Origin of the sequence: Caballeronia sordidicola (genome assembly GCF_002220365.1) — a bacterium.
Classification (GTDB): domain Bacteria; phylum Pseudomonadota; class Gammaproteobacteria; order Burkholderiales; family Burkholderiaceae; genus Caballeronia; species Caballeronia sordidicola_C.
This window is the reverse complement of the sequence record NZ_MTHB01000178.1, coordinates 14,813-32,720: the sequence shown is the minus strand read 5'-3', so window position 1 is coordinate 32,720 and position 17,908 is coordinate 14,813. Positions and strand designations below refer to the sequence as shown.

Annotated in this window: 15 protein-coding genes; 10 read left to right on the top strand and 5 right to left on the bottom strand. The window is 61.3% G+C overall.

The window, feature by feature from the left end:
- Positions 1-375 precede the first annotated feature (375 nt).
- Positions 376-2,205 (bottom strand): FUSC family protein, encoded by a 1,830-nt coding sequence (locus tag BSU04_RS25775; protein WP_089163235.1) that lies wholly within the window; start codon positions 2,203-2,205, stop codon positions 376-378.
- Between the two features lie 208 nt (positions 2,206-2,413).
- Positions 2,414-2,851 carry a hypothetical protein gene (locus tag BSU04_RS25770; protein WP_089163234.1) on the bottom strand — a complete coding sequence of 146 codons (438 nt, stop codon included), beginning with the start codon at positions 2,849-2,851 and terminating at the stop codon, positions 2,414-2,416.
- A gap of 880 nt (positions 2,852-3,731) precedes the next feature.
- Here BSU04_RS25770 and BSU04_RS25765 point away from each other — a divergent pair.
- Positions 3,732-5,837 (top strand): phosphocholine-specific phospholipase C, encoded by a 2,106-nt coding sequence (locus BSU04_RS25765; RefSeq protein ID WP_089163233.1) that lies wholly within the window; start codon positions 3,732-3,734, stop codon positions 5,835-5,837.
- 102 nt (positions 5,838-5,939) lie between these two features.
- Here the strand turns inward: BSU04_RS25765 and BSU04_RS25760 are convergent, their stop codons facing one another.
- Positions 5,940-7,607, bottom strand: coding sequence for a hypothetical protein (locus BSU04_RS25760; protein ID WP_256983296.1), 1,668 nt, complete (start codon positions 7,605-7,607; stop codon positions 5,940-5,942).
- On the opposite strand from BSU04_RS25760, the gene BSU04_RS47945 reads away from it, so the two are divergent.
- A complete protein-coding gene (locus tag BSU04_RS47945; RefSeq protein WP_256983295.1) occupies positions 7,606-7,932 on the top strand; it encodes a hypothetical protein in 327 nt (108 codons plus the stop codon). The two genes, BSU04_RS25760 and BSU04_RS47945, sit on opposite strands and share 2 nt — an antisense overlap.
- A 947-nt stretch (positions 7,933-8,879) precedes the next feature.
- Positions 8,880-9,731 carry a PA4780 family RIO1-like protein kinase gene (locus BSU04_RS25755; protein WP_089163231.1) on the top strand — a complete coding sequence of 284 codons (852 nt, stop codon included), beginning with the start codon at positions 8,880-8,882 and terminating at the stop codon, positions 9,729-9,731.
- Here BSU04_RS25755 and BSU04_RS25750 read toward each other — a convergent pair.
- Positions 9,728-10,597, bottom strand: coding sequence for an NAD-dependent protein deacetylase (locus tag BSU04_RS25750; RefSeq protein ID WP_089163237.1), 870 nt, complete (start codon positions 10,595-10,597; stop codon positions 9,728-9,730). The two genes, BSU04_RS25755 and BSU04_RS25750, sit on opposite strands and share 4 nt — an antisense overlap.
- Positions 10,598-10,835: 238 nt before the next feature.
- Between BSU04_RS25750 and BSU04_RS25745 the strand changes: the two genes are divergently transcribed.
- Positions 10,836-11,138, top strand: a complete 303-nt coding sequence (locus BSU04_RS25745; protein WP_089163230.1) for an ArsR/SmtB family transcription factor — start codon at positions 10,836-10,838, stop codon at positions 11,136-11,138.
- 28 nt (positions 11,139-11,166) lie between these two features.
- Here the strand turns inward: BSU04_RS25745 and BSU04_RS25740 are convergent, their stop codons facing one another.
- The gene (locus BSU04_RS25740) at positions 11,167-12,456 is read right to left on the bottom strand and encodes an MFS transporter (protein ID WP_089163229.1); all 1,290 of its coding nucleotides are present in this window, start codon (positions 12,454-12,456) and stop codon (positions 11,167-11,169) included.
- Positions 12,457-12,563: 107 nt separating this feature from the next.
- Between BSU04_RS25740 and BSU04_RS25735 the strand changes: the two genes are divergently transcribed.
- The 6 genes from BSU04_RS25735 (at position 12,564) to BSU04_RS25715 (ending at position 17,903) form a co-directional block, all read left to right on the top strand.
- Entirely contained in the window at positions 12,564-13,484 is a 921-nt protein-coding gene (locus tag BSU04_RS25735) for a LysR substrate-binding domain-containing protein (RefSeq protein ID WP_089163228.1), read from the top strand.
- A gap of 130 nt (positions 13,485-13,614) precedes the next feature.
- Positions 13,615-15,201, top strand: a complete 1,587-nt coding sequence (locus BSU04_RS25730; RefSeq protein ID WP_089163227.1) for an FAD-dependent oxidoreductase — start codon at positions 13,615-13,617, stop codon at positions 15,199-15,201.
- A 7-nt stretch (positions 15,202-15,208) separates the two neighbouring features.
- Positions 15,209-15,826: a UdgX family uracil-DNA binding protein gene (locus tag BSU04_RS25725; RefSeq protein ID WP_089163226.1), complete on the top strand. Its 618-nt coding sequence runs from the start codon at positions 15,209-15,211 to the stop codon at positions 15,824-15,826.
- A gap of 15 nt (positions 15,827-15,841) precedes the next feature.
- The gene (locus BSU04_RS25720; protein ID WP_089163225.1) at positions 15,842-16,225 is read left to right on the top strand and encodes a DUF3175 domain-containing protein; all 384 of its coding nucleotides are present in this window, start codon (positions 15,842-15,844) and stop codon (positions 16,223-16,225) included.
- A gap of 129 nt (positions 16,226-16,354) precedes the next feature.
- The gene (locus BSU04_RS46625; RefSeq protein ID WP_179258440.1) at positions 16,355-16,522 is read left to right on the top strand and encodes a hypothetical protein; all 168 of its coding nucleotides are present in this window, start codon (positions 16,355-16,357) and stop codon (positions 16,520-16,522) included.
- 91 nt (positions 16,523-16,613) lie between these two features.
- The gene (locus BSU04_RS25715) at positions 16,614-17,903 is read left to right on the top strand and encodes a PQQ-dependent sugar dehydrogenase (protein ID WP_089163224.1); all 1,290 of its coding nucleotides are present in this window, start codon (positions 16,614-16,616) and stop codon (positions 17,901-17,903) included.
- Positions 17,904-17,908: the final 5 nt, after the last annotated feature.

Genomic DNA, 17,908 nt, shown 5'->3' with positions numbered 1-17,908 from the left:
AATAGTGCTTGCCCGAGAGCACTGATGGCGAAGCGTGTCTATGTCAGGATTCGCGAGAAGGAGGGGTTCAAACATCCTCCGCTCTGGCGAGCACCGTGCTTTTGGGGCACCCATGAATAGAAACTGCACGCTGTGGACACTTAGGGTAGCGTGGTTGAAAGCGTTTTCTTTGCTTCGTTTCTTTGTCGTTAAGGACCAAGAAATGACGTGCCGCCACGCACAGTGGCTAACAGTGCTAAAGAAAACATCCGACTCACGCAGACCGCTAAGGCCGAAAGCAGCACCCCGGCATTGACTCCGTCCGCTAACGCAGGATCCTTGCACCCCAGCATTGACCCCGACCGCAAACCCTAAAACCTGCCCCCAAAACCAACCCTACCGCGCACCAACTAACTCCCCACCAACCGCCGTGTCGGGGTCCCGGGCATTCCGCCCGGACCGGGCAGCAAACAAGACCAACGCTCCGGCGAGGCGTGCGCGAGCCTCATCGGTCGCCGCGCCTGCCGCGCCGCGTGCCGTCTCCCGCGCCAGTTCGCGCGCCGCCTGCACGCAGGCAAACAACGGCCCGACCGCAAGTTCCATCTGCGGGTTCCATGCGAACACCCGCTGCGTTTGTAACGGCCGCATTGCGACGCGCAACTCATGCCAACGCCGGTCTAGCACGCGCATGGCCGTGAGCGGATCGAGCCCAAGCCCACCAACACTCGCAGTGCAAACGCGCAAGACCTCATCGAGGGCATCAAGCACGCCCGTCACCTTGACGTCGACATGATGCGACGTGCGCAGCGGCATCATCGATACCGCTACGGCTATCGACACGATGCAGCCCACAAACACTTCCTCCACGCGCATCTCGATCAGCGGTCCAATCGCAAAGCCCAACTCGCCATAGATCAGCCCGACCAGCACGGTGATGAAAAACACGCCCTGCCCATACAAGGTCAGGATGAAATACGCCCAGCCAAACACGCACGCGGCCATCGCGACAACCAGCAGCCATGGCGTGCCATGAAATGCGCCCACGAGCGCTGCACTCACGGCGACACCCGCGAGCGTGCCCAGCACGCGCTCGCCGGTCTTGCGTATCGTGTCGCCGCGCGAACGTGTCCCGAGGAACACCACGAAGGTCGTAATGACAGCCCAGAACCATCGCTCCGGCGATACCGAATGACCGATCAACATGGCTATCAGCGCGGCCGTCGTGGCGCGGCAGGCGGGCAGCCAGGAAAGCGCATCGCGCCAAACGATCGCAGCGCCGGCTGGCCGCTTCACGCCTGTCTTCGCGGCGCGAGCGGTCGACGCCACCGCGTCACGACCTGCACGCGATAAACGCCGAAGGGCAACCCGCACGCGAACATCGCTTCGATCAAGTTGGCTGGCATCCACAGCATGCTGGGCCGCCGCAACCTCGACCTCGATCAGGCAAGCCCGCAGTCGCTGCGCGCCAGGGGGATCGAGCAGGCCAAGCTGCTCTTCAACAGCGAGCGCCGCTTCGTTTAACAGCGACAAATGACGCATGGCCTCGGGCTCATCAGCGCGACGATCGGCAAGCACGGTCGTGGCACGCTGCATTACCGCGCTCAGCGCGCGACGCAACGTGGCCTCGGGCCGGGTCGGCACCAGCACGCGACCGGTGAATGCCACGCAGGCAAGCGCGATCGTCGACAACCCGAGCATGGCGAACACATGCACGAACGTCGGATGGAGATACAGTCCCAGGTAGAACGAAACAACTGCCGTCATCGCGCCGCCGAGTGCACGCGGACCGCATGCCTGAACGAGCATCGCCGCGAACAGCACGGCGAGGAATGCGGCATCCGCCACGAGCGGCCAGGCCGCCAGCGCGCTCGCCGCGATCAGGCTCGCGGATCCCGCGCCATAGATCACGGCGAGCGACCTGAACCAGCCACGCGGCGTGGCATCGCGGAGAAACAGCGGCGCGACCATCGCGAACAGCAACGCGAATGCGGCAAGCGTCGGCGGCCGATGCGTGTGAACGGTCCAGCCGATCGTCACCACACCCGTCATTACGCAGGCAATCGCGCTGCGAAGCGCAGTGTGAAAACGCAGGAGGCCAGGATCGGAGCCGAGCAGGCGGGTCAGCAGACGAGACGAAGGGGAGACAGCACCACGGGTGATGGACCGGTGGTCGCGCGCGCGGTGGAAGCCTCGCGTGAGAGAGCATAGGGATGCTGCAATGGACATGTGTAATACCCGGGGCAAGTGCCGGTAGCGGCTCGTGGCCGGTTCCGATACGACGAGTCCGCCTCGCGGCGGACCCTCCTGTTTAGTGCGTCAGGCAAAACATTCGACCGGGATCGCCGGACCAACGCACTGCATGTGACGCACGCGAAGCGTGTTGCTGCCTCGCGTATACCCGCATATTACCGTGTCAAAATTCCCGGACAGGGGTTTACCCGATTTGCGCGGGCCGCCGCATTTCATTGACGGCGCCGCACGCCTCCCCCACGACTTGCGCAAGCTCGGCAAGCTGTGTTTCAGCGGTCGACGTTGCCTCGGCCAGCGACAGGACCGCGGCTTCGAGGTCTTCAGCCGCGCCTGCGTTATCGGAGAAAAATTTCAGGGGCAAGGCCGCGAGGGCTTCGGCGTTCGCCGATGCCTGGTCGGTCAGCGCGCACAGCCGCACCAGGTTCTCGCACAAGGATTCAAGGGCGTCGGCCGCATAGCGGCAAAGGGCGGCATCGCTTGCGGGATCGTGGGCCACCTCGTTCAGCGTGGCTTGCGACTTCTCGACGTCACGTGCGAGCGTATAGCTCCGGTCACGCGCGGCGGCAAGGCGCACCGCGTAGTCGCTGAGTTGCAAGACCCGCTGCGCCGTATCGGTGAACATCGTGTTCTCCTGTGTCGTCCGGTCTGCCAGATGCGTTTTGGATTACCAACTCTGGCGCGACCGGACCGCAACAATGTTGTTATGGTCCGGCCGGCGTTCCTCGTCGAGCACGCAGGAGTCGCCGTTGCGGGACTTCGGATGACAGCCAGTGACAGTCGATCAGCTGCCTCTGCCCATATCTTTACGGCATGTAAATCGTAAGCTTTAACGAATTTTTCACAACCGTGCGCTTTTCGGGGCGGCGGCATGGACAAACATTAGGCAGTCTCACGACGATTGGCTGATCCCCTTTTCCGACGACTTAACCCATCTCTCTATTGTTCAATAATCCCTACTGCAATCAAACACATTAATTACGTTTAAATTACGATATGAACATTATTTCGATTATTTAATAATTCCTACACGTGTAATTTCTATCCTCTTGGCTTGCACTTTCCCGACGCCATCCGCATGCGCATGGCGCCGTCACGCAAACGGTCCAGAGGACGCTTGTGCTCAGCAGATTACTCAGTATCCACTGGCTATGCGGCGCCGTGCTCGTGTGCACGATGCTCGCCGCATGCGGTGACCACGATCAACCCGCGGCATCCACGCCGGAGCAGTCCTCGGTTTCCTCTTCTTCAGCACCCTCTTCTTCGTCTTCCTCCATTGAGCAAGCCGATGCATCCGCTTTACCGGGATCGTCGGAGATACAACGCTGGGCCCTGCAGCAAACCCAGCCGGCAACAGCAACATCCAGTCTTACCCAAGCACCCCCGAGCGCCGCCGCTTCCGATCCCTTGTTGCCCCCGGTTATTCACGAGGCCGAGTAACACAAAGCGACAAGAAAGCGGTCGGCAAGCCGATCAAGCCTTCCCCCCACGACCGACAGAGACCCATGAACTTGAAAAGCCGACGTGACTTTCTCAGGGCTGCCGCACAGGCAGCCGGTTCCGCCACCGCACTCGGTATCGTGCCGGCTGGCATCCGCAATGCACTCGCCATACCCGCGAATAACCAGCACGGCAGCATCAAGGACGTCGAACATATCGTCGTGCTGATGCAGGAAAACCGCTCCTTCGATCATTACTTCGGCACGCTTCAGGGCGTGCGCGGTTTCGGCGATACCCGCGCCGTGCAGCTTCCGAATGGTCAGTCCGTGTTCAACCAGCCCATTGCTGCGGGACTCGGCGAAGTATTGCCGTTCCGCCCCAGCGCGCCCGATCTCGGCAACCAGTTCATCCAGGATCTGCCGCACGACTGGACCTCAGGCAAAGGCGCTTACGACCAGGGCCGTTACGATCAGTGGGTGCCATACAAAGGCACGACCACGATGGCATATCTCACCCGCCAGGACATTCCGTTCCACTATCAACTGGCCGACGCCTTCACCATTTGCGACGCTTACCATTGCTCGATCAACTCATCGACGGACCCGAACCGCTATTACATGTGGACTGGCTGGGTGGGCAACGACGGCACCGGCGGTGGCCCGGTGATCGACAATGCCGAACTCGGTTATAGCTGGTCGTCGTATCCGGAAGTGCTCGAGAGCGCGAATATCTCGTGGAAAATCTATCAGGACATCGGCACCGGGCTCGACGCAAACGGCTCGTGGGGCTGGACCAACGACGCGTACATCGGCAACTACGGCGACAACGCCCTGCTCTACCTGAATCAGTATCGCAATGCGCAGCCCGGCAACCCGCTGTATGACAAGGCGCGTACCGGCACGAACGCGGCAGCCGGCGACGGGTATTTCGACATCCTCAAGCGCGACGTGCAGAACAACGCACTGCCGCAGGTCTCATGGATCGTCGCGCCTGAAGCGTTCTCCGAGCACCCGAACTGGCCGGCTAACTATGGCGCGTGGTACGTCGACCAGGTGCTGCAGATCCTGACCTCGAATCCGGCGGTGTGGAGCAAGACGGTGCTGCTGATCAACTACGACGAAAACGACGGTTTCTTCGATCACGTCGTGCCGCCGTTCCCGCCCTCTTCCGCCGCTAACGGCAAATCCACGGTCAGCACGGTCAATGAGATCTTCCCGGGCAGCAGCAGCTACCAGGCGGGTCCCTACGGCCTTGGAACACGGGTGCCGATGCTGGTGGTCTCGCCCTGGTCGAAAGGCGGTTACGTGTGCTCGGAACTGTTCGACCATACCTCGGTGATTCAATTTATCGAAAAGCGTTTTGGTTCGGGCGCAAAGGTTACCGAATCGAACATCACGCCGTGGCGCCGGGCGATCTGCGGCGACCTGACATCCGCGTTCAATTTCAAGAACCCGAACGCCGCGTTTCCGACCTTGCCGGACACAAGCGGTTATGCCCCGACGCAAAAGATTCGTCATCCTGATTATGTTCCGGTGCCGCCCGCGGTTCAGGCCGTCCCGAAACAGGAGCCCGGCGTGCGTCCCGCCCGCGCGTTACCCTACGAGTTCTTTGTTCACGCCCACACGAATACGGGCAAAGGCGTCACCCTCGACTTCATCAACTCGGGCGATGCCGGTGCGACTTTCCTCGCGTATACGGCCAACAGCCAGACCGCGCCAAGCTGTTATACCGTCGAAGCCGGCAAACGGCTGCAGGATCAATTCCCGTTGACCGCTGCCAATACCTACGACTTTATCGTGTACGGTCCGAACGGCTTCCTGCGCCGCTTCGCCGGCACGGCGGTCCAGCAGCACTGGTGGAATGACAAGCAGGCGCTGCCGGAAGTCGCCGAGGGCTACGACGTCGCCAACGGCAACCTGCAATTGCGCCTGAAGAACCTGGGCACGACGAGTTGCCAGTTCAGCGTAGCGAACGCCTACACGCCCGGCACGGTCATCACGCGCCAAGTGCGTGGCGGGGACACCGAAAGTCTTTATCTGGACCTGCGCGCGTCGTATGGCTGGTACGACCTGAGCGTCACCATTGCCTCGGACACCACCTTCGTGCGGCGTCTTGCAGGACACGTGGAAACGGGCAAGAGCAGCATGTCTGACCCGGCACTCGGAAGCTGAAACCGGCAGTATCAATGAAAAACGCTGCTGCGAGTAAGCTCGCAGCAGCGTTTTTCATTCAGCACACAACCAAACTTCTGGTATCCAGCTCAGGTACCCACTTCAGGTACCCAGATATCCCAACGGCACCGTCGAGTTCGATTGCGCAACACTCGCATTCTTCGACACCACGTACATCGGCATCTCAGTCAGGTTCAGCGTGACCACGCCGTTACTGTAAGCCACCGTCGTCGCGTTGCCCATCCAGTCCAGCACCTTCACCGTACCGCTCGTTCCCGCCGCGTCGACGCTCAGGTTATAGCTCACGGTATAGGTCTGGCTGAAGCCGGAATTCGCGCTCCATACCGCGTTGTTGTGGGTCCACAGCGCGGTGATCGGAATACCCGTGCCGCGCTGCTGGAATCCATAGGCATAGACACCCGACGGCGTGCCGTTCACCGGCCCGAGCGTGGTCGTGCCGTCAAGCACACGCGTCATTGCCGCAATCGCCAGCGCTGCCGGCTTCGGACTCACGTTCGTCGCGCCGTACGCACCCTGCGGGTCAGCCAGGTCGAAGAAAGTGCCGTAACCCGGTTCGGCCGGATAGTCCGCACCGTAGAACACGTAGGTCTGGTCGGCTCCTTCGCCCAGCATGATGATGTGCGTGCGCGCCACCACCGCGCCCTGCGCGAACAGGACATTCGAGGTCGGATAATTGGGACCGTAAGACGTACCGAGGTCGTAGCTGATCCCCGTTTCCGTCACGAACAGCTTCATGCCCGGCTTATAGTCCTTCTGCATTTCCTGGCGCAGGCCGCGCATCTCGTTCATCAGCGCGTTCGCGGCGTTGGCGGCACTCGGGTCAGTCGCAAGACGCTCGGGCGGATGCGACGGCGACGTCCCTGCATCGTAATAACCATGCGTTGCGATGCCGTCCAGATACTGGGCCAGACCCAGCGGCGCCATGGTTTGCAGGCGCTGCGTGGTGAGCGCCGGAAACGCGTCGGCGGGACCCATGACCACGGCATTCGGATCAGTTGCGTGGAGGCCCGTATAAACCAGCTTGTATAGCTGTACGAAATTTGCGTTCGTATCCAGCCAGAACTGGTTCGGCTCCCAGGTCACCTGGTAGTAATTTTTTGCCATGGCGGGCAGGTATTTCTGCCGCATCTGTTCGGTTTCAGTCCCGACAAGACTCATATACGTCTGGTACCCCGCCTGGTTGGTGGGCAGGTAGGAGCTGTCGGTGAAGGCGCCGGTCGAACTGTCCCATGCAGGAATCCCGTCGAGCCGAACGAGGCGCATGATCTGGCCCGACGAATAGCCGGTGTCGGTTGGCGTGGCTGTGGGTGTCCAGGTGTTCGGACCGTTCGGCTCCGTGGCCGACAGTTCGCGGTCGTCGATGGTCGACGTAATACCCAGGGCATTGAGCATTCCGGTCCAGCCGTTGAACCCCTGCATGCCGAATCGATGCTGCTCCTGGTGCGCATAGGTCGGCGCGGGCAGGCTGCCTGTCACATTGGGCAGCACGCCAAAGGTTGCCATTCCGGTCGGGCGCGTGCCGGCCGTCTGGACGGTGCCGCCGGCTTTGGCGAGCGTTGCCGATACCGCGAAGTAACCGGCGAGCGTCGACGTGCAACTGAGCGTCGTGGTGCTGGAGCCGGCCGGCGCGGGGAAACTACCGCTGGCTACTGTGTTGCCGAGGCTGTCAGCGACGGACCACGCGAGCGTGTCGGCGGTCGGCGGGCTGGCGGTAATCGCGATCGGGAACGTGCTGCCCGAGGCAAACATGCGCGTACCGTCGGTGCTTGGCGTGTCGGCTGTAATGACGCCGCTTGACGACGAACCAGCGGCGGTGGCCGGCGTTGCGCATGTCATGCGCAACGCGGCGCTCGCGACCGCGGAAGGTGAAACAACAGCAGCGGGGCCTGCGGCCCCGGTTGAGCCCGCGGTGCCCGCGGCGGTGCTTGCCGTCGTTCCCGAAGTGGTACCGGCAGTCCCGCTGGATCCATTGGAGGAGCTGCTAGTCGCTGCGGTCGAACTGGAGCTGGCGGGGTCGCCGGACCCTCCACCGCCGCATGCCGCCAACGCTAGCACAACTGAATATATTGAATAACTGAGTAATGGGTGCTTTTTCATTTGAATGGCTGCCTGATCGTAGCGATGGACCTGAACCGGGCGCACCTTCTCCCCCAAGCGCCCTGGAGGAACTCGGCAACGGTTAAATCAGGAGGAAGGGCTGGCAGGGTCGTCGCTGGCTAAATCCGCCAAAACGCCGCGACTAAAAAAGTACGAATGTTCTGCCTACTTGCGAAAATGATGTTACACAAACGAAACGTTTTGAGACAGTAAAAAAGACGTAACACGTTGTAACAACTGATTATTAATCGGTAATTACGAATATTGTCTGATTAAATAGAAGCCGCAAAAGCTTGTGAAAGGGTTGTATTGGGATAAATATCGATGTAATGAGGGATTGATTAGACAAATATAAAATGACTGCTTGGGAGGCACGTATCAAAATGGAAGCATTTTCATCTGGACTAGAGTCGAGCTTCAGGTTGAGCTGGTGTGGCGCAGAGGGCATGTGATGGCGGAATCGGCTGGGTGCAATCCAGCACGTCTATTCGTACGATGGAATAGAAAATCCGCAAGGAAAAGCGGTTTGAAATCCGCTTTTAATTCCTAAGCTGAGACGTGTTTAGCCTGCGAACGGGGCATTCGATGGAGCGCTCGATGGCCGAATGAGGCTTGAGTAGGTTGGAAGAGCTTGAAAGACGTGCGCTACCTTTGTTTGTAAAGCCAGCGTAGTTGATTCATGCCATCGGCCTGGCGACGGCAAGAAGAAAGGCAACGCGGAACGGAATACCGCACGGGACGTTTAGCGCAACGTTACCTCCTTGACTGAGCCGACGGAAACCGGCCCGGCCCGAGCGCACACAACCGCTTCTGCCCGGGCAAATCCGCGTTGCCTTTATAATCCGCCATGATTCCAATTTCCTGCCTCCCCGCCTGCCACCCCCTTCGCGGCTTCCGCGAAGTCCTCCCCTATGCGGTGGCCGTATGAAAACGCCAAAAAGGCTGCTGCCACTGCTGGAAGAAGGCCTGATCGACGAAGTGATCGGCCAGTTGATGAGCGGCAAGGAAGCGACTGTCTATGTCGTGCGCAGCGGCGACGCCACCCGGTGCGCAAAGGTCTATAAAGACGCAAAGCAGCGCAGCTTCCGGCAAGCGGCTTCGTACCGCGAAGGCCGCACGGTGAAAAACAGCCGGCAAGCGCGCGCGATGGAAAAAGGCACGCGCTACGGCCGCCAGATGCAGGAAGAGGCGTGGCAGAACGCCGAGGTCGACGCACTGTTCCGCCTCGCCAATGCTGGCGTGCGTGTGCCGCAACCGTACATCTGCACAGATGGCGTGTTGCTGATGGAACTGGTGGTAGATGCCCAGGGCGACGTCGCGCCGCGTCTGAATGACGTGGACATGAGCCACGCGCGCGCGCTCGAATTGCACGAACTGCTGCTGAGCCAAGTCGTGCGCATGTTGTGCGCAGGCATGATTCACGGCGACCTGTCGGAATACAACATCCTGCTGGCCGCCGACGGTCCGGTGATCATCGACTTGCCACAGGCCGTGGATGCCGCCGGCAATAACGAAGCGGCGGCCATGCTGCAACGTGACGTCGATAACCTCGCGACCTACTTCGGCCAGTTCGCGCCCGAATTGCTGAAGGCGAGCTACGCCAAAGAGATGTGGGCGTTGTACGAAGCGGGTTTGCTTACCGTCGATACCAAGCTCACGGGTCACGTGGAAGTAGACACCACCCCGGTGGATCTCGAAGCCGTGATGCAGGAAATTGAAGATATCCGGCTTGAAGAAGATGCGCGAGTGAGGCGCGAGCAGGGACTCGCCCCTTAAGCGCTTCGATCCAGTTGCTGGTCGAGTTCGCTCGCCAGCGCGTCGAGCGTCGGCCCGCACGGTGCTTCGACCTTCAGTTGCAATAACGCGTCGGCGCGCGTCTTTCCAAGATTGACCGCCGCGATCGGCTTGCCGGCGCGCGCGGCCCACTCGCAAAAGCGAAAACCTGAATACACCATCAGCGACGAACCGAGCACGAGCATGGCATCCGCCTGCTCGAGCGCGGCAGCCGCCGCGTCCACGCGAGTCCGCGGCACGCCTTCGCCGAAAAAAACCACGTCAGGCTTGAGCAGGCCGCCGCAGCGCGTACAGGACGGTGCGTGGAAGGACTCGAAATCATAGCCTTCGAGTTGCGCGTCGCCGTCCGCCACCGGCAACGCAGCCAAGCCAACGAAGCTCGGGTTATCGGCGATAAGTCGCGGCTGGAGCGCCGCGCGCGAGGTCTCGTCGCCGCATTGCATGCACCGCACCCGACCAATGTTGCCGTGCAATTCGATCACGTCCGTATTGCCCGCGCTCGTATGCAGTCCATCGACGTTTTGCGTGACAAGCCTTTCGAACAGGCCCAGGCGCTCAAGCCGGGCAACCGCGAGATGCGCGGCATTCGGTGCGGCGCCCGCGACCAATGGCCAGCCGATCATGCTGCGCGCCCAATAGCGTTTGCGCGCAAACTCCGAGCCCATGAAGTCTTTCAGCAGAATAGGCGCTCGACCGGTACGCTGTCCCTCGATGTCCCGGTAGCAAGGTATTCCGGATTCCGTACTAATTCCCGCGCCAGACAAAACGAACAGCCGCGGATGCCGTTCGACAAAATCGTAGAGTGGGTTTGAAAGCGTTCGAGACGCATGGTCCGGCAGATTTTTCATCTTCGCAATAGTAGCGGCAACACGCTTTTTCTGCTGGAGCGCGGATCGATCCAGCAGGTTTGCACCAAAGCGATGATCCGGATCGTCGGGATCGTCGGGATCGCCGGGATCGTCGGGATACACATTACACATTAGACGAATAACCGCGCCCCTTCCGTACCTTGACATTGCAGTCGTCTGTTTCAACCATACCTCATGGTGAGCGAACCGCTGACCTCACGAACCATCAGGCGCGCGCGTGACTACCGACCTCCTCAACTCGACTTTTGCGGCGCTCTCCGATCCGACCCGGCGGGCAATCCTTGCGCGGCTTGCACGAGGCGACGCATCGGTGTCGGAGCTTGCTGAACCGTTCGACATGACACTCGCCGCCGTGTCCAAGCATCTCAGGGTGCTCGAGCATGCCGGGCTGATCGTGCGCGAGCGTGACGCGCAACGCCGTCCATGCCGGCTCGCGGCGGCGGCCTTGAAAGATGCCAGCGAATGGTTCGATCCATATCGACGATTATGGGAAACCAACGAAGGCGGGAGGACACGGTAATCCACCCTCCTCGAACTGACCAAATCCATCAGCCCATCCGAGCCACGGGCTTCACTGGTTTCGGGAACAACGGATAAGCAACCAGCGCACAGACAGCAGCAGCGAGCCAGACAACGCCCCATGATCCGATCGCGAGCAAATGCGGAATGCATAGCGGCGTCAGGAACAGCCCGAAATACACGGCGGTGTTGACCATGCCGAGTGCCGTGCCCGCGCGATCCTTGCCGGCCAGCGTCGCGAGTTCCGTGTAGGCCACGCCGTGCCACGCAGACACGCAGATTCCGGCGAACGCGATCAGCGCCATCAGCAACGCTTCCGGCAACCGGTGACCCGACGCCACCGCAGCGCCCAGCACCACGAACGACGCCACCGCGACCAGCGTCGATCCGCGCAAGTACGCCCGCCGATTGCCGCGTTTGTCGGTGAAACGGCCGCTTGCAACGCGCATGATCATCGCGCCGAGCTGGACGGTAACCATCGTCGCGGTAATGCCGGCTATGCCGACATGCCCGAAGTCATGCAAAAACACGGTGGCGAAAGTCACCACGGCGAACTGCGGAACGCACAAGATGCCGATGCCCCCCACGACACGCCAAATCATCCCGTCACGCAGCGGACCAACTACGGGCGCGGCGGGCGCGGGTGAACTCGCGTTCGAAGCGGCATGCGCTGCGACAGGCGCCTTCGGCGGCTCATGCAGCCAAAGCCAGGTGAGCACACCCGAGACCGCGCACATGGCCGCCAACACCCCGTAGACCGGCCGGAATCCCCCGGTGGAGGCAAGCCAGGGCAGGATCAACGCCCCCAGACCGCCGCCAAGCGGCACCGCGGTCTGGCGAATGCTCATGGCCAGACCGCGTTCGCCTTCCTGGAACCAGCTCATGACGGCACGCCCGCTGGATCCATTCACGCTCCCGCCGACCAGACCGACCAGGCACATCGACATCACCAGCCACAACAAACCCGGAACATCCGCATGCGAGGGCACGACGAACAGCATCATGGAGAGCAACGCGGCGGCGGTCGTGGCCAATCCGGTCAGCAGGATGGGGCGGTCTCCCCAGCGATCGGTCGCAACGCCCCACGGCAACTCCGAGAGCGCGGCGCCCAGCCCCATGGCCCCGAGTGCCAACCCGAGCGCTGCGTTGCCGAGGTGATAATCGGCGCGCAGCCACACGGCGGTGGTAGGAATGCCCGCGGCGGCAGCCGAAAAGCTAACGTTCGCGGCCACGCCGACACCCAGCACTTTCCATCGGTGCGACGCGCCCAAGTTGCGCTGCGCTGTTAGCGGCAAGGGAATTGCACATTGGGTTTCCATGCTTTTCTCTCTTGAATGCTTTCGATGGACCCAGTTTCGCGGATAATCATCATCCTGAATATCAAGTAATATCGAAATAACGATTCGATAAAACAGGACGATTAAACATGTCACAGACCAATTTCGATGTCGCTTCATTGCGGACCTTCGTGGTCGGCATGGAACTGGGAAGTTTCGCAAAGGCGGCGGACCGCGTCGGGCGCTCGACCTCGGCCGTGAGCGCGCAGATCAAGAAACTGGAGGAGCAGTCGGGCGCGCCGCTGTTCAAGAAAGCCGGGCGCAACCTGGCGCTGACCGAAGCGGGCGAAACCATGCTGCGGTTCGCGCGCAGGCTGGTCGATCTCAACGACGAAGCCGCTGTCGCCGTGCGCGGCCCCGACCTGGAAGGGTGGATCAGGCTCGGGCTGCAGGAGGATTTCGGCGAGGTCATGTTGCCTGACGTCCTGGGCCGGTTCTCGCGCGCGCATCCGAAGGTTCGGATCGAGGCACGAGTCGCGCGCAATACGGAACTGCTCAGCCGGATCGACTCGAACGACCTCGACCTTGCCCTGATCTGGGACGACTCGGTTTCGTCAGCCCATGAACTTCCGGGCAGCGACCGGCACGAGATGATCGCCGAGCCTGCGATGTGCTGGATCGGTTCGTCGACCTTGCCGTGGAATCCTGATCCGGCAGAACCGCTGCCGCTGGTCGCGTTCGATCGCGCGTGCCTCTTTTTCAGCGCCGCGACCGAGGCACTCGATCGCGCGAATATCCGTTGGCGGGTGGCGTTCACGAGTCCGAGTCTCTCCGGACTGTGGGCCGCCGCCGCAGCAGGCCTTGGACTTACCGTGCGCACGCGCTATGGCTTGCCCGCTTCCGTCAGTGCATTCGAGGGCCGGGATCTGGGATTGCCCGCGCTACCGTCGCTGCCGCTGTCGCTCGTGCGCGCGACAGCCACGCCCACGCCACCGGTGCAGCAGCTCGCGTCGCTCATCCTCGAATCCGTACGCGCCGGGTCGGCGTCGCTGGAGCGGATCGCGGCATGAGCAGCGCTTCGTCGTTTCGTTATCGTGCGCAGGAGAAAGAAAGCACAAAGCCTTCACGCATCGCCTGATGTTCACGCTCAACGGCCCGCTTTTTGCTGAAAGCTGAAGAACGAGTGACGGGGAGTGCGACATGGCCGGTTCCATGCAACAAGCAGCAAAATTCGACGATCTTCGCGAGGACCGCGGCACGCGCGTAAGCGTTGCCGATACCCCCATCCTGCTGGTCCGGCAAGGCGCCCGGGTGCATGCGTTTTCAGCGGATTGCCCGCATGCCGGCGCGCCGCTCGAGGAGGGTGCGATATGCAATGGACGCATTGTTTGTCCATGGCATAAAGGGACGTTCGCGCTCGCCGACGGCAGCCTGATCGAGCCGCCGCCGCTGGCCGGTCTGAAGCGCTACCCGGTCGTCATTGAAAACGGCAACGTTCTGGTTTCGCCGCACCCGCAAGCCGGGCCCGTGCACACGCCGACCGATGACACACGCACGATGGCCGTGATCGGCGCGGGTGCAGCGGGCGCGGCCGCCTGCGCCACGCTGCGCGCAGCCGGTTTCGATGGCCGTCTTCTGCTGATCGGACCCGAGCACGGCATGCCCTACGATCGCACGGCGCTCAGCAAGTTCGTGCTTGCCGGCGACATGCCGCCGCAGAAGATCCCCCCGCTTTTGCCCGACGATTTCCTTTCGACCCAGCGCATTGAACGGGTTGAAGCGCACGTCGTGAAACTCGATGCCAGCACAAAGCAAATCGACCTGTCCAACAAGCTCACCTTGAATTACGACGCCGCGCTGATCTGCACAGGGGGAATTCCCAAGCCGTTGGACGTGCCCGGTTCAACCTTGCCCGGCGTTTTCCTGCTGCGCTCGCGAGACGATGCAGACATGATTCTTGCGTCACTCGAAGGCGCGAGGAAAGCGCTGATCGTGGGGGCAAGTTTCATCGGGCTGGAGGTGGCTTCGTCGTTGAGAAAGCGAGGGATGGAGGTCACTGTGGCCGCGCCGGGAAAGGTGCCGCTCGGCTCGCAATTCGGCGATGAACTAGGCCGGATGTTTCAACGCCTGCACGAGAAAAACGGCGTGGTGTTTCGCATGCAGTCCAAAGTCGCAGCGCTCCTGGGCGATGACACAGTGCGCACAGCGGAACTTGATAACGGCGAAAAATTGCCGGTTGATGTGGTGATCATCGGCACCGGCGTGCGCCCTGCTACTCACTTTCTGCACGGCGTCGAGCTCACGGATGACGGCGGCATTCCCGTTGATTCATCAATGCATGTCGTCGGTCTCACACCCGGTCTCACACCCGGTCTTAATACCGCCGATCTTTATGCTGCCGATCTTTACGCTGCCGGTGACATCGCGCAATTTCCCCTGCCGCGCTCAGAAAAATCACTACGCATAGAACACTGGCGCGTCGCCCAGCAACACGCGCGTGTCGCCGCGATGAACATGGTGGGCGGCGACGAGCATTACACGGGCGTGCCATATTTCTGGACCTATCACTTCGGCAAGCGCGTCGAATATCTCGGCCATGCGAGCGAACACGACGAAGTGGTGATCGACGGCGATCTCGATGCTCAGGCGTTCATCGCCTATCTGATGAAGGATGGCCAAGTTGCGGCGGCCGTAGCATGCGAGCGCGAAGCGCCAGCCGCGCGGCTGGCGGAAGCCATGCGCTCCACCTTGACGCTGGCGCAAGCGCGCAGCGCCGCTGCAGGTTGATGCAGTCATGGCGACCCGGCCCATAGGCATTCGTCCGGACCAGCAACCGGAGCGCCTCGATCAATGCCGCCGCTGCCTGTTGTGGGAGGCGGCTACGCAAGCAGTTCCAGGTGCGGGTCCACAGCATGCGCCGCTGATGCTCGTGGGCGAACAACCCGGTGATCATGAAGACCTGCAGGGCAAGCCGTTTGTCGGCCCCGCCGGCGCATTGCTGGATCAAGCCCTCGATGAAGCCGGCGTGGACCGCAGCCGGGTGTACGTGACCAACGCGGTCAAGCATTTCAAGTGGGAACCGCGTGGCAAGCGGCGCATGCACAAGACCCCGGCGCAACGCGAAGTGGACGCGTGTCACTACTGGATCGAACGGGAGCTGGCAGAACACGATCCCAAAGTTGTTGTTGCATTGGGCGTGACTGCTTTGAAGTCGATCCTGCAAAAACCGGCCGTGAAATTGCAGGCCTCGATGGGGGTTGCGATCAAACACGACGGACGACTGGTCATCGCGACCTTTCATCCATCGTATGCACTTCGATCCCCCGATGCCGAGACGCGCGAGAGTGCGTATCGCGCGATCGTCGAGGCTTTCAGACACGCCCATCAATTGATTGAGAAACACGCACCATAGCCCGGGAGGAACGACATGGCTACCGCATCCAAAAGCAGCGCGAGCAGCAACGGCAAGCGCAATACCACGCGTCAGAAACATGCGCGCGCAAAACCAAAACCGAAGCAGCGTTCAAACCGTTCGAACCCCAAGCGCTGGTCCCACCACGTGATGGAAACGAGCGATGCAATGGACATCGAGCATGAGATTTTCAAGGAAGGCAGTGCGCAGGAGATCGCTGATTCGCTGAAGAAATCGTCAACGCGCAGCAACCGGCGCAAAGGCACGCCGTTCCAGTCCGCCATGTCGATGCTCAATTTCTATATCAATCGCGCCGGACGAAACTTGCCGAAATCGCGTCGGACCATTCTGGATAACGCCAAGAAACGCTTGCGCGAAGCGTTCGGCCGAAAACCATGATTGCCGGATGAAACCATCCGTGGAATGCGCCTTGCTACCGCCTTGTCAATGATCTGCTACTGAAATTCGGGCGCGCGAGCGTCACACACGCCGAAGCGATGCGTATTACCGGTCACCCAAGGAGGCGCCATGCCCGATAACACCGATCTGAATCCCGGCGACGAAGCGGCGCCCGGCACGCCTGGAACCGGCGAGAACATTTGTGCCGCATGCAACGGCTCGGGAAAGAAGGACAGCCAGAAGTGCGAACAGTGCAACGGCACCGGCAAGGTAATCGAGGGTATTGGCGGTGCGTGATTACCTTCATCGCAGCGCGTTTTCCTTCCCCCGCCTAGGAGCGCTCAGGGCGATTACAACAGCCGCGGTGTGCGTTGCGAGCTTAAGCGGCATGGTGTTGCTGGGCGGCTGTGCGAACGCAGCAAACGACACTGCGACGGGCTATGGCCCGAATCCCACGCTGCCTCCTCCACAGTCAACGCTGATTCCCACGCTCAACGTGGCGCCCGCGAAACCCTGGCCCGAAGGCGCCATGCCAACGGCCGCCGCGGGCTTCAGCGTAACGGCGTTTGCGAGAGGACTCGATCATCCACGCTGGCTTACAACATTGCCCAACGGGGACGTGCTCGTGGCAGAAAGCAATGCGCCGGCCGTCCACGATTCGAAGAGCGGGTTCAAAGGCTGGATCACGAAACAATTTCAAAAGCGTGCGGGCGCAGCCAAAGCGAGCCCGGATCGCATCATCCTGCTTCGCGACAGCAATCATGACGGCGTAGCGGACCAGCGCAGCGTGTTCATCGACAAGCTGCATTCCCCGTTCGGCATGGTGCTGGTCGGAGACGATCTCTACGTGGCAAACACCGACGCCATACTGCATTTCAAGTACCACACGGGCGACACGTCGATTCCCGGGCCGGGTGAAAAACTCGCCGACCTGCCGGCGGGACCGATTGATCATCACTGGACCAAGAACCTGATCGCGAGCCGCGACGGCAAACTGCTTTACGCCACGGTGGGGTCGAACAGCAACGCGGGCGAGAACGGCATCGAAGCGGAAGAAGGACGCGCGTCGATCATGGAAATCGATCGGACAACGGGCAAATCGCGCATCTTCGCATCGGGCTTGCGCAATCCTAACGGCATGTCGTGGAACCCGGAAAGCGGTGCGCTTTGGACCGTGGTCAACGAGCGCGACGAACTGGGTAACGATCTTGTTCCCGACTACATGACAGCGGTGAAAGACGGCGCGTTCTACGGTTTTCCCTACAGTTATTACGGCCAGCACGTCGATACCCGCGTAAAGCCACAAAATCCCGAGATGGTCGCCCGGGCGATTGCGCCGGACTACGCGTTGGGCTCGCATACCGCGCCGCTGGGCTTCACGTTCTACGACGCCACCCTGTTCCCCGCGAAGTATCGCAATGGTGCGTTCATTGGGCAGCATGGCTCGTGGAATCGCAAGCCGCGCAGTGGCTACAAGGTGATCTTCGTGCCATTTTCCGGGGGAAGACCGTCGGGGCCGCCTGAAGATATCCTTACGGGATTCCTCTCGCCAGAAGGCGATGCACGAGGACGCCCGGTCGGCGTAACGCTCGACCGTGACGGCGCGCTGCTGGTTGCCGATGACGTGGGCGACGCAGTCTGGCGCGTCAAGCCGTCTTTGACTCCCTCGCAAAATTGATGGCA

Excerpts from the sequence above, each read along its gene's own strand:
- BSU04_RS25775 (WP_089163235.1), bottom strand. The coding sequence starts at position 2,205 with ATGTCCATTGCAGCATCCCTATGCTCTCTCACGCGAGGCTTCCACCGC.
- BSU04_RS25770 (WP_089163234.1), bottom strand. The coding sequence starts at position 2,851 with ATGTTCACCGATACGGCGCAGCGGGTCTTGCAACTCAGCGACTACGCG.
- BSU04_RS25765 (WP_089163233.1), top strand. The coding sequence starts at position 3,732 with ATGAACTTGAAAAGCCGACGTGACTTTCTCAGGGCTGCCGCACAGGCA.
- BSU04_RS47945 (WP_256983295.1), top strand. The coding sequence starts at position 7,606 with ATGCGCGTACCGTCGGTGCTTGGCGTGTCGGCTGTAATGACGCCGCTT.
- BSU04_RS25760 (WP_256983296.1), bottom strand. The coding sequence starts at position 7,607 with ATGTTTGCCTCGGGCAGCACGTTCCCGATCGCGATTACCGCCAGCCCG.
- BSU04_RS25755 (WP_089163231.1), top strand. The coding sequence starts at position 8,880 with ATGAAAACGCCAAAAAGGCTGCTGCCACTGCTGGAAGAAGGCCTGATC.
- BSU04_RS25750 (WP_089163237.1), bottom strand. The coding sequence starts at position 10,597 with ATGAAAAATCTGCCGGACCATGCGTCTCGAACGCTTTCAAACCCACTC.
- BSU04_RS25740 (WP_089163229.1), bottom strand. The coding sequence starts at position 12,456 with ATGGAAACCCAATGTGCAATTCCCTTGCCGCTAACAGCGCAGCGCAAC.
- BSU04_RS25735 (WP_089163228.1), top strand. The coding sequence starts at position 12,564 with ATGTCACAGACCAATTTCGATGTCGCTTCATTGCGGACCTTCGTGGTC.
- BSU04_RS25730 (WP_089163227.1), top strand. The coding sequence starts at position 13,615 with ATGGCCGGTTCCATGCAACAAGCAGCAAAATTCGACGATCTTCGCGAG.
- BSU04_RS25725 (WP_089163226.1), top strand. The coding sequence starts at position 15,209 with ATGGCGACCCGGCCCATAGGCATTCGTCCGGACCAGCAACCGGAGCGC.
- BSU04_RS25720 (WP_089163225.1), top strand. The coding sequence starts at position 15,842 with ATGGCTACCGCATCCAAAAGCAGCGCGAGCAGCAACGGCAAGCGCAAT.
- BSU04_RS46625 (WP_179258440.1), top strand. The coding sequence starts at position 16,355 with ATGCCCGATAACACCGATCTGAATCCCGGCGACGAAGCGGCGCCCGGC.
- BSU04_RS25715 (WP_089163224.1), top strand. The coding sequence starts at position 16,614 with ATGGTGTTGCTGGGCGGCTGTGCGAACGCAGCAAACGACACTGCGACG.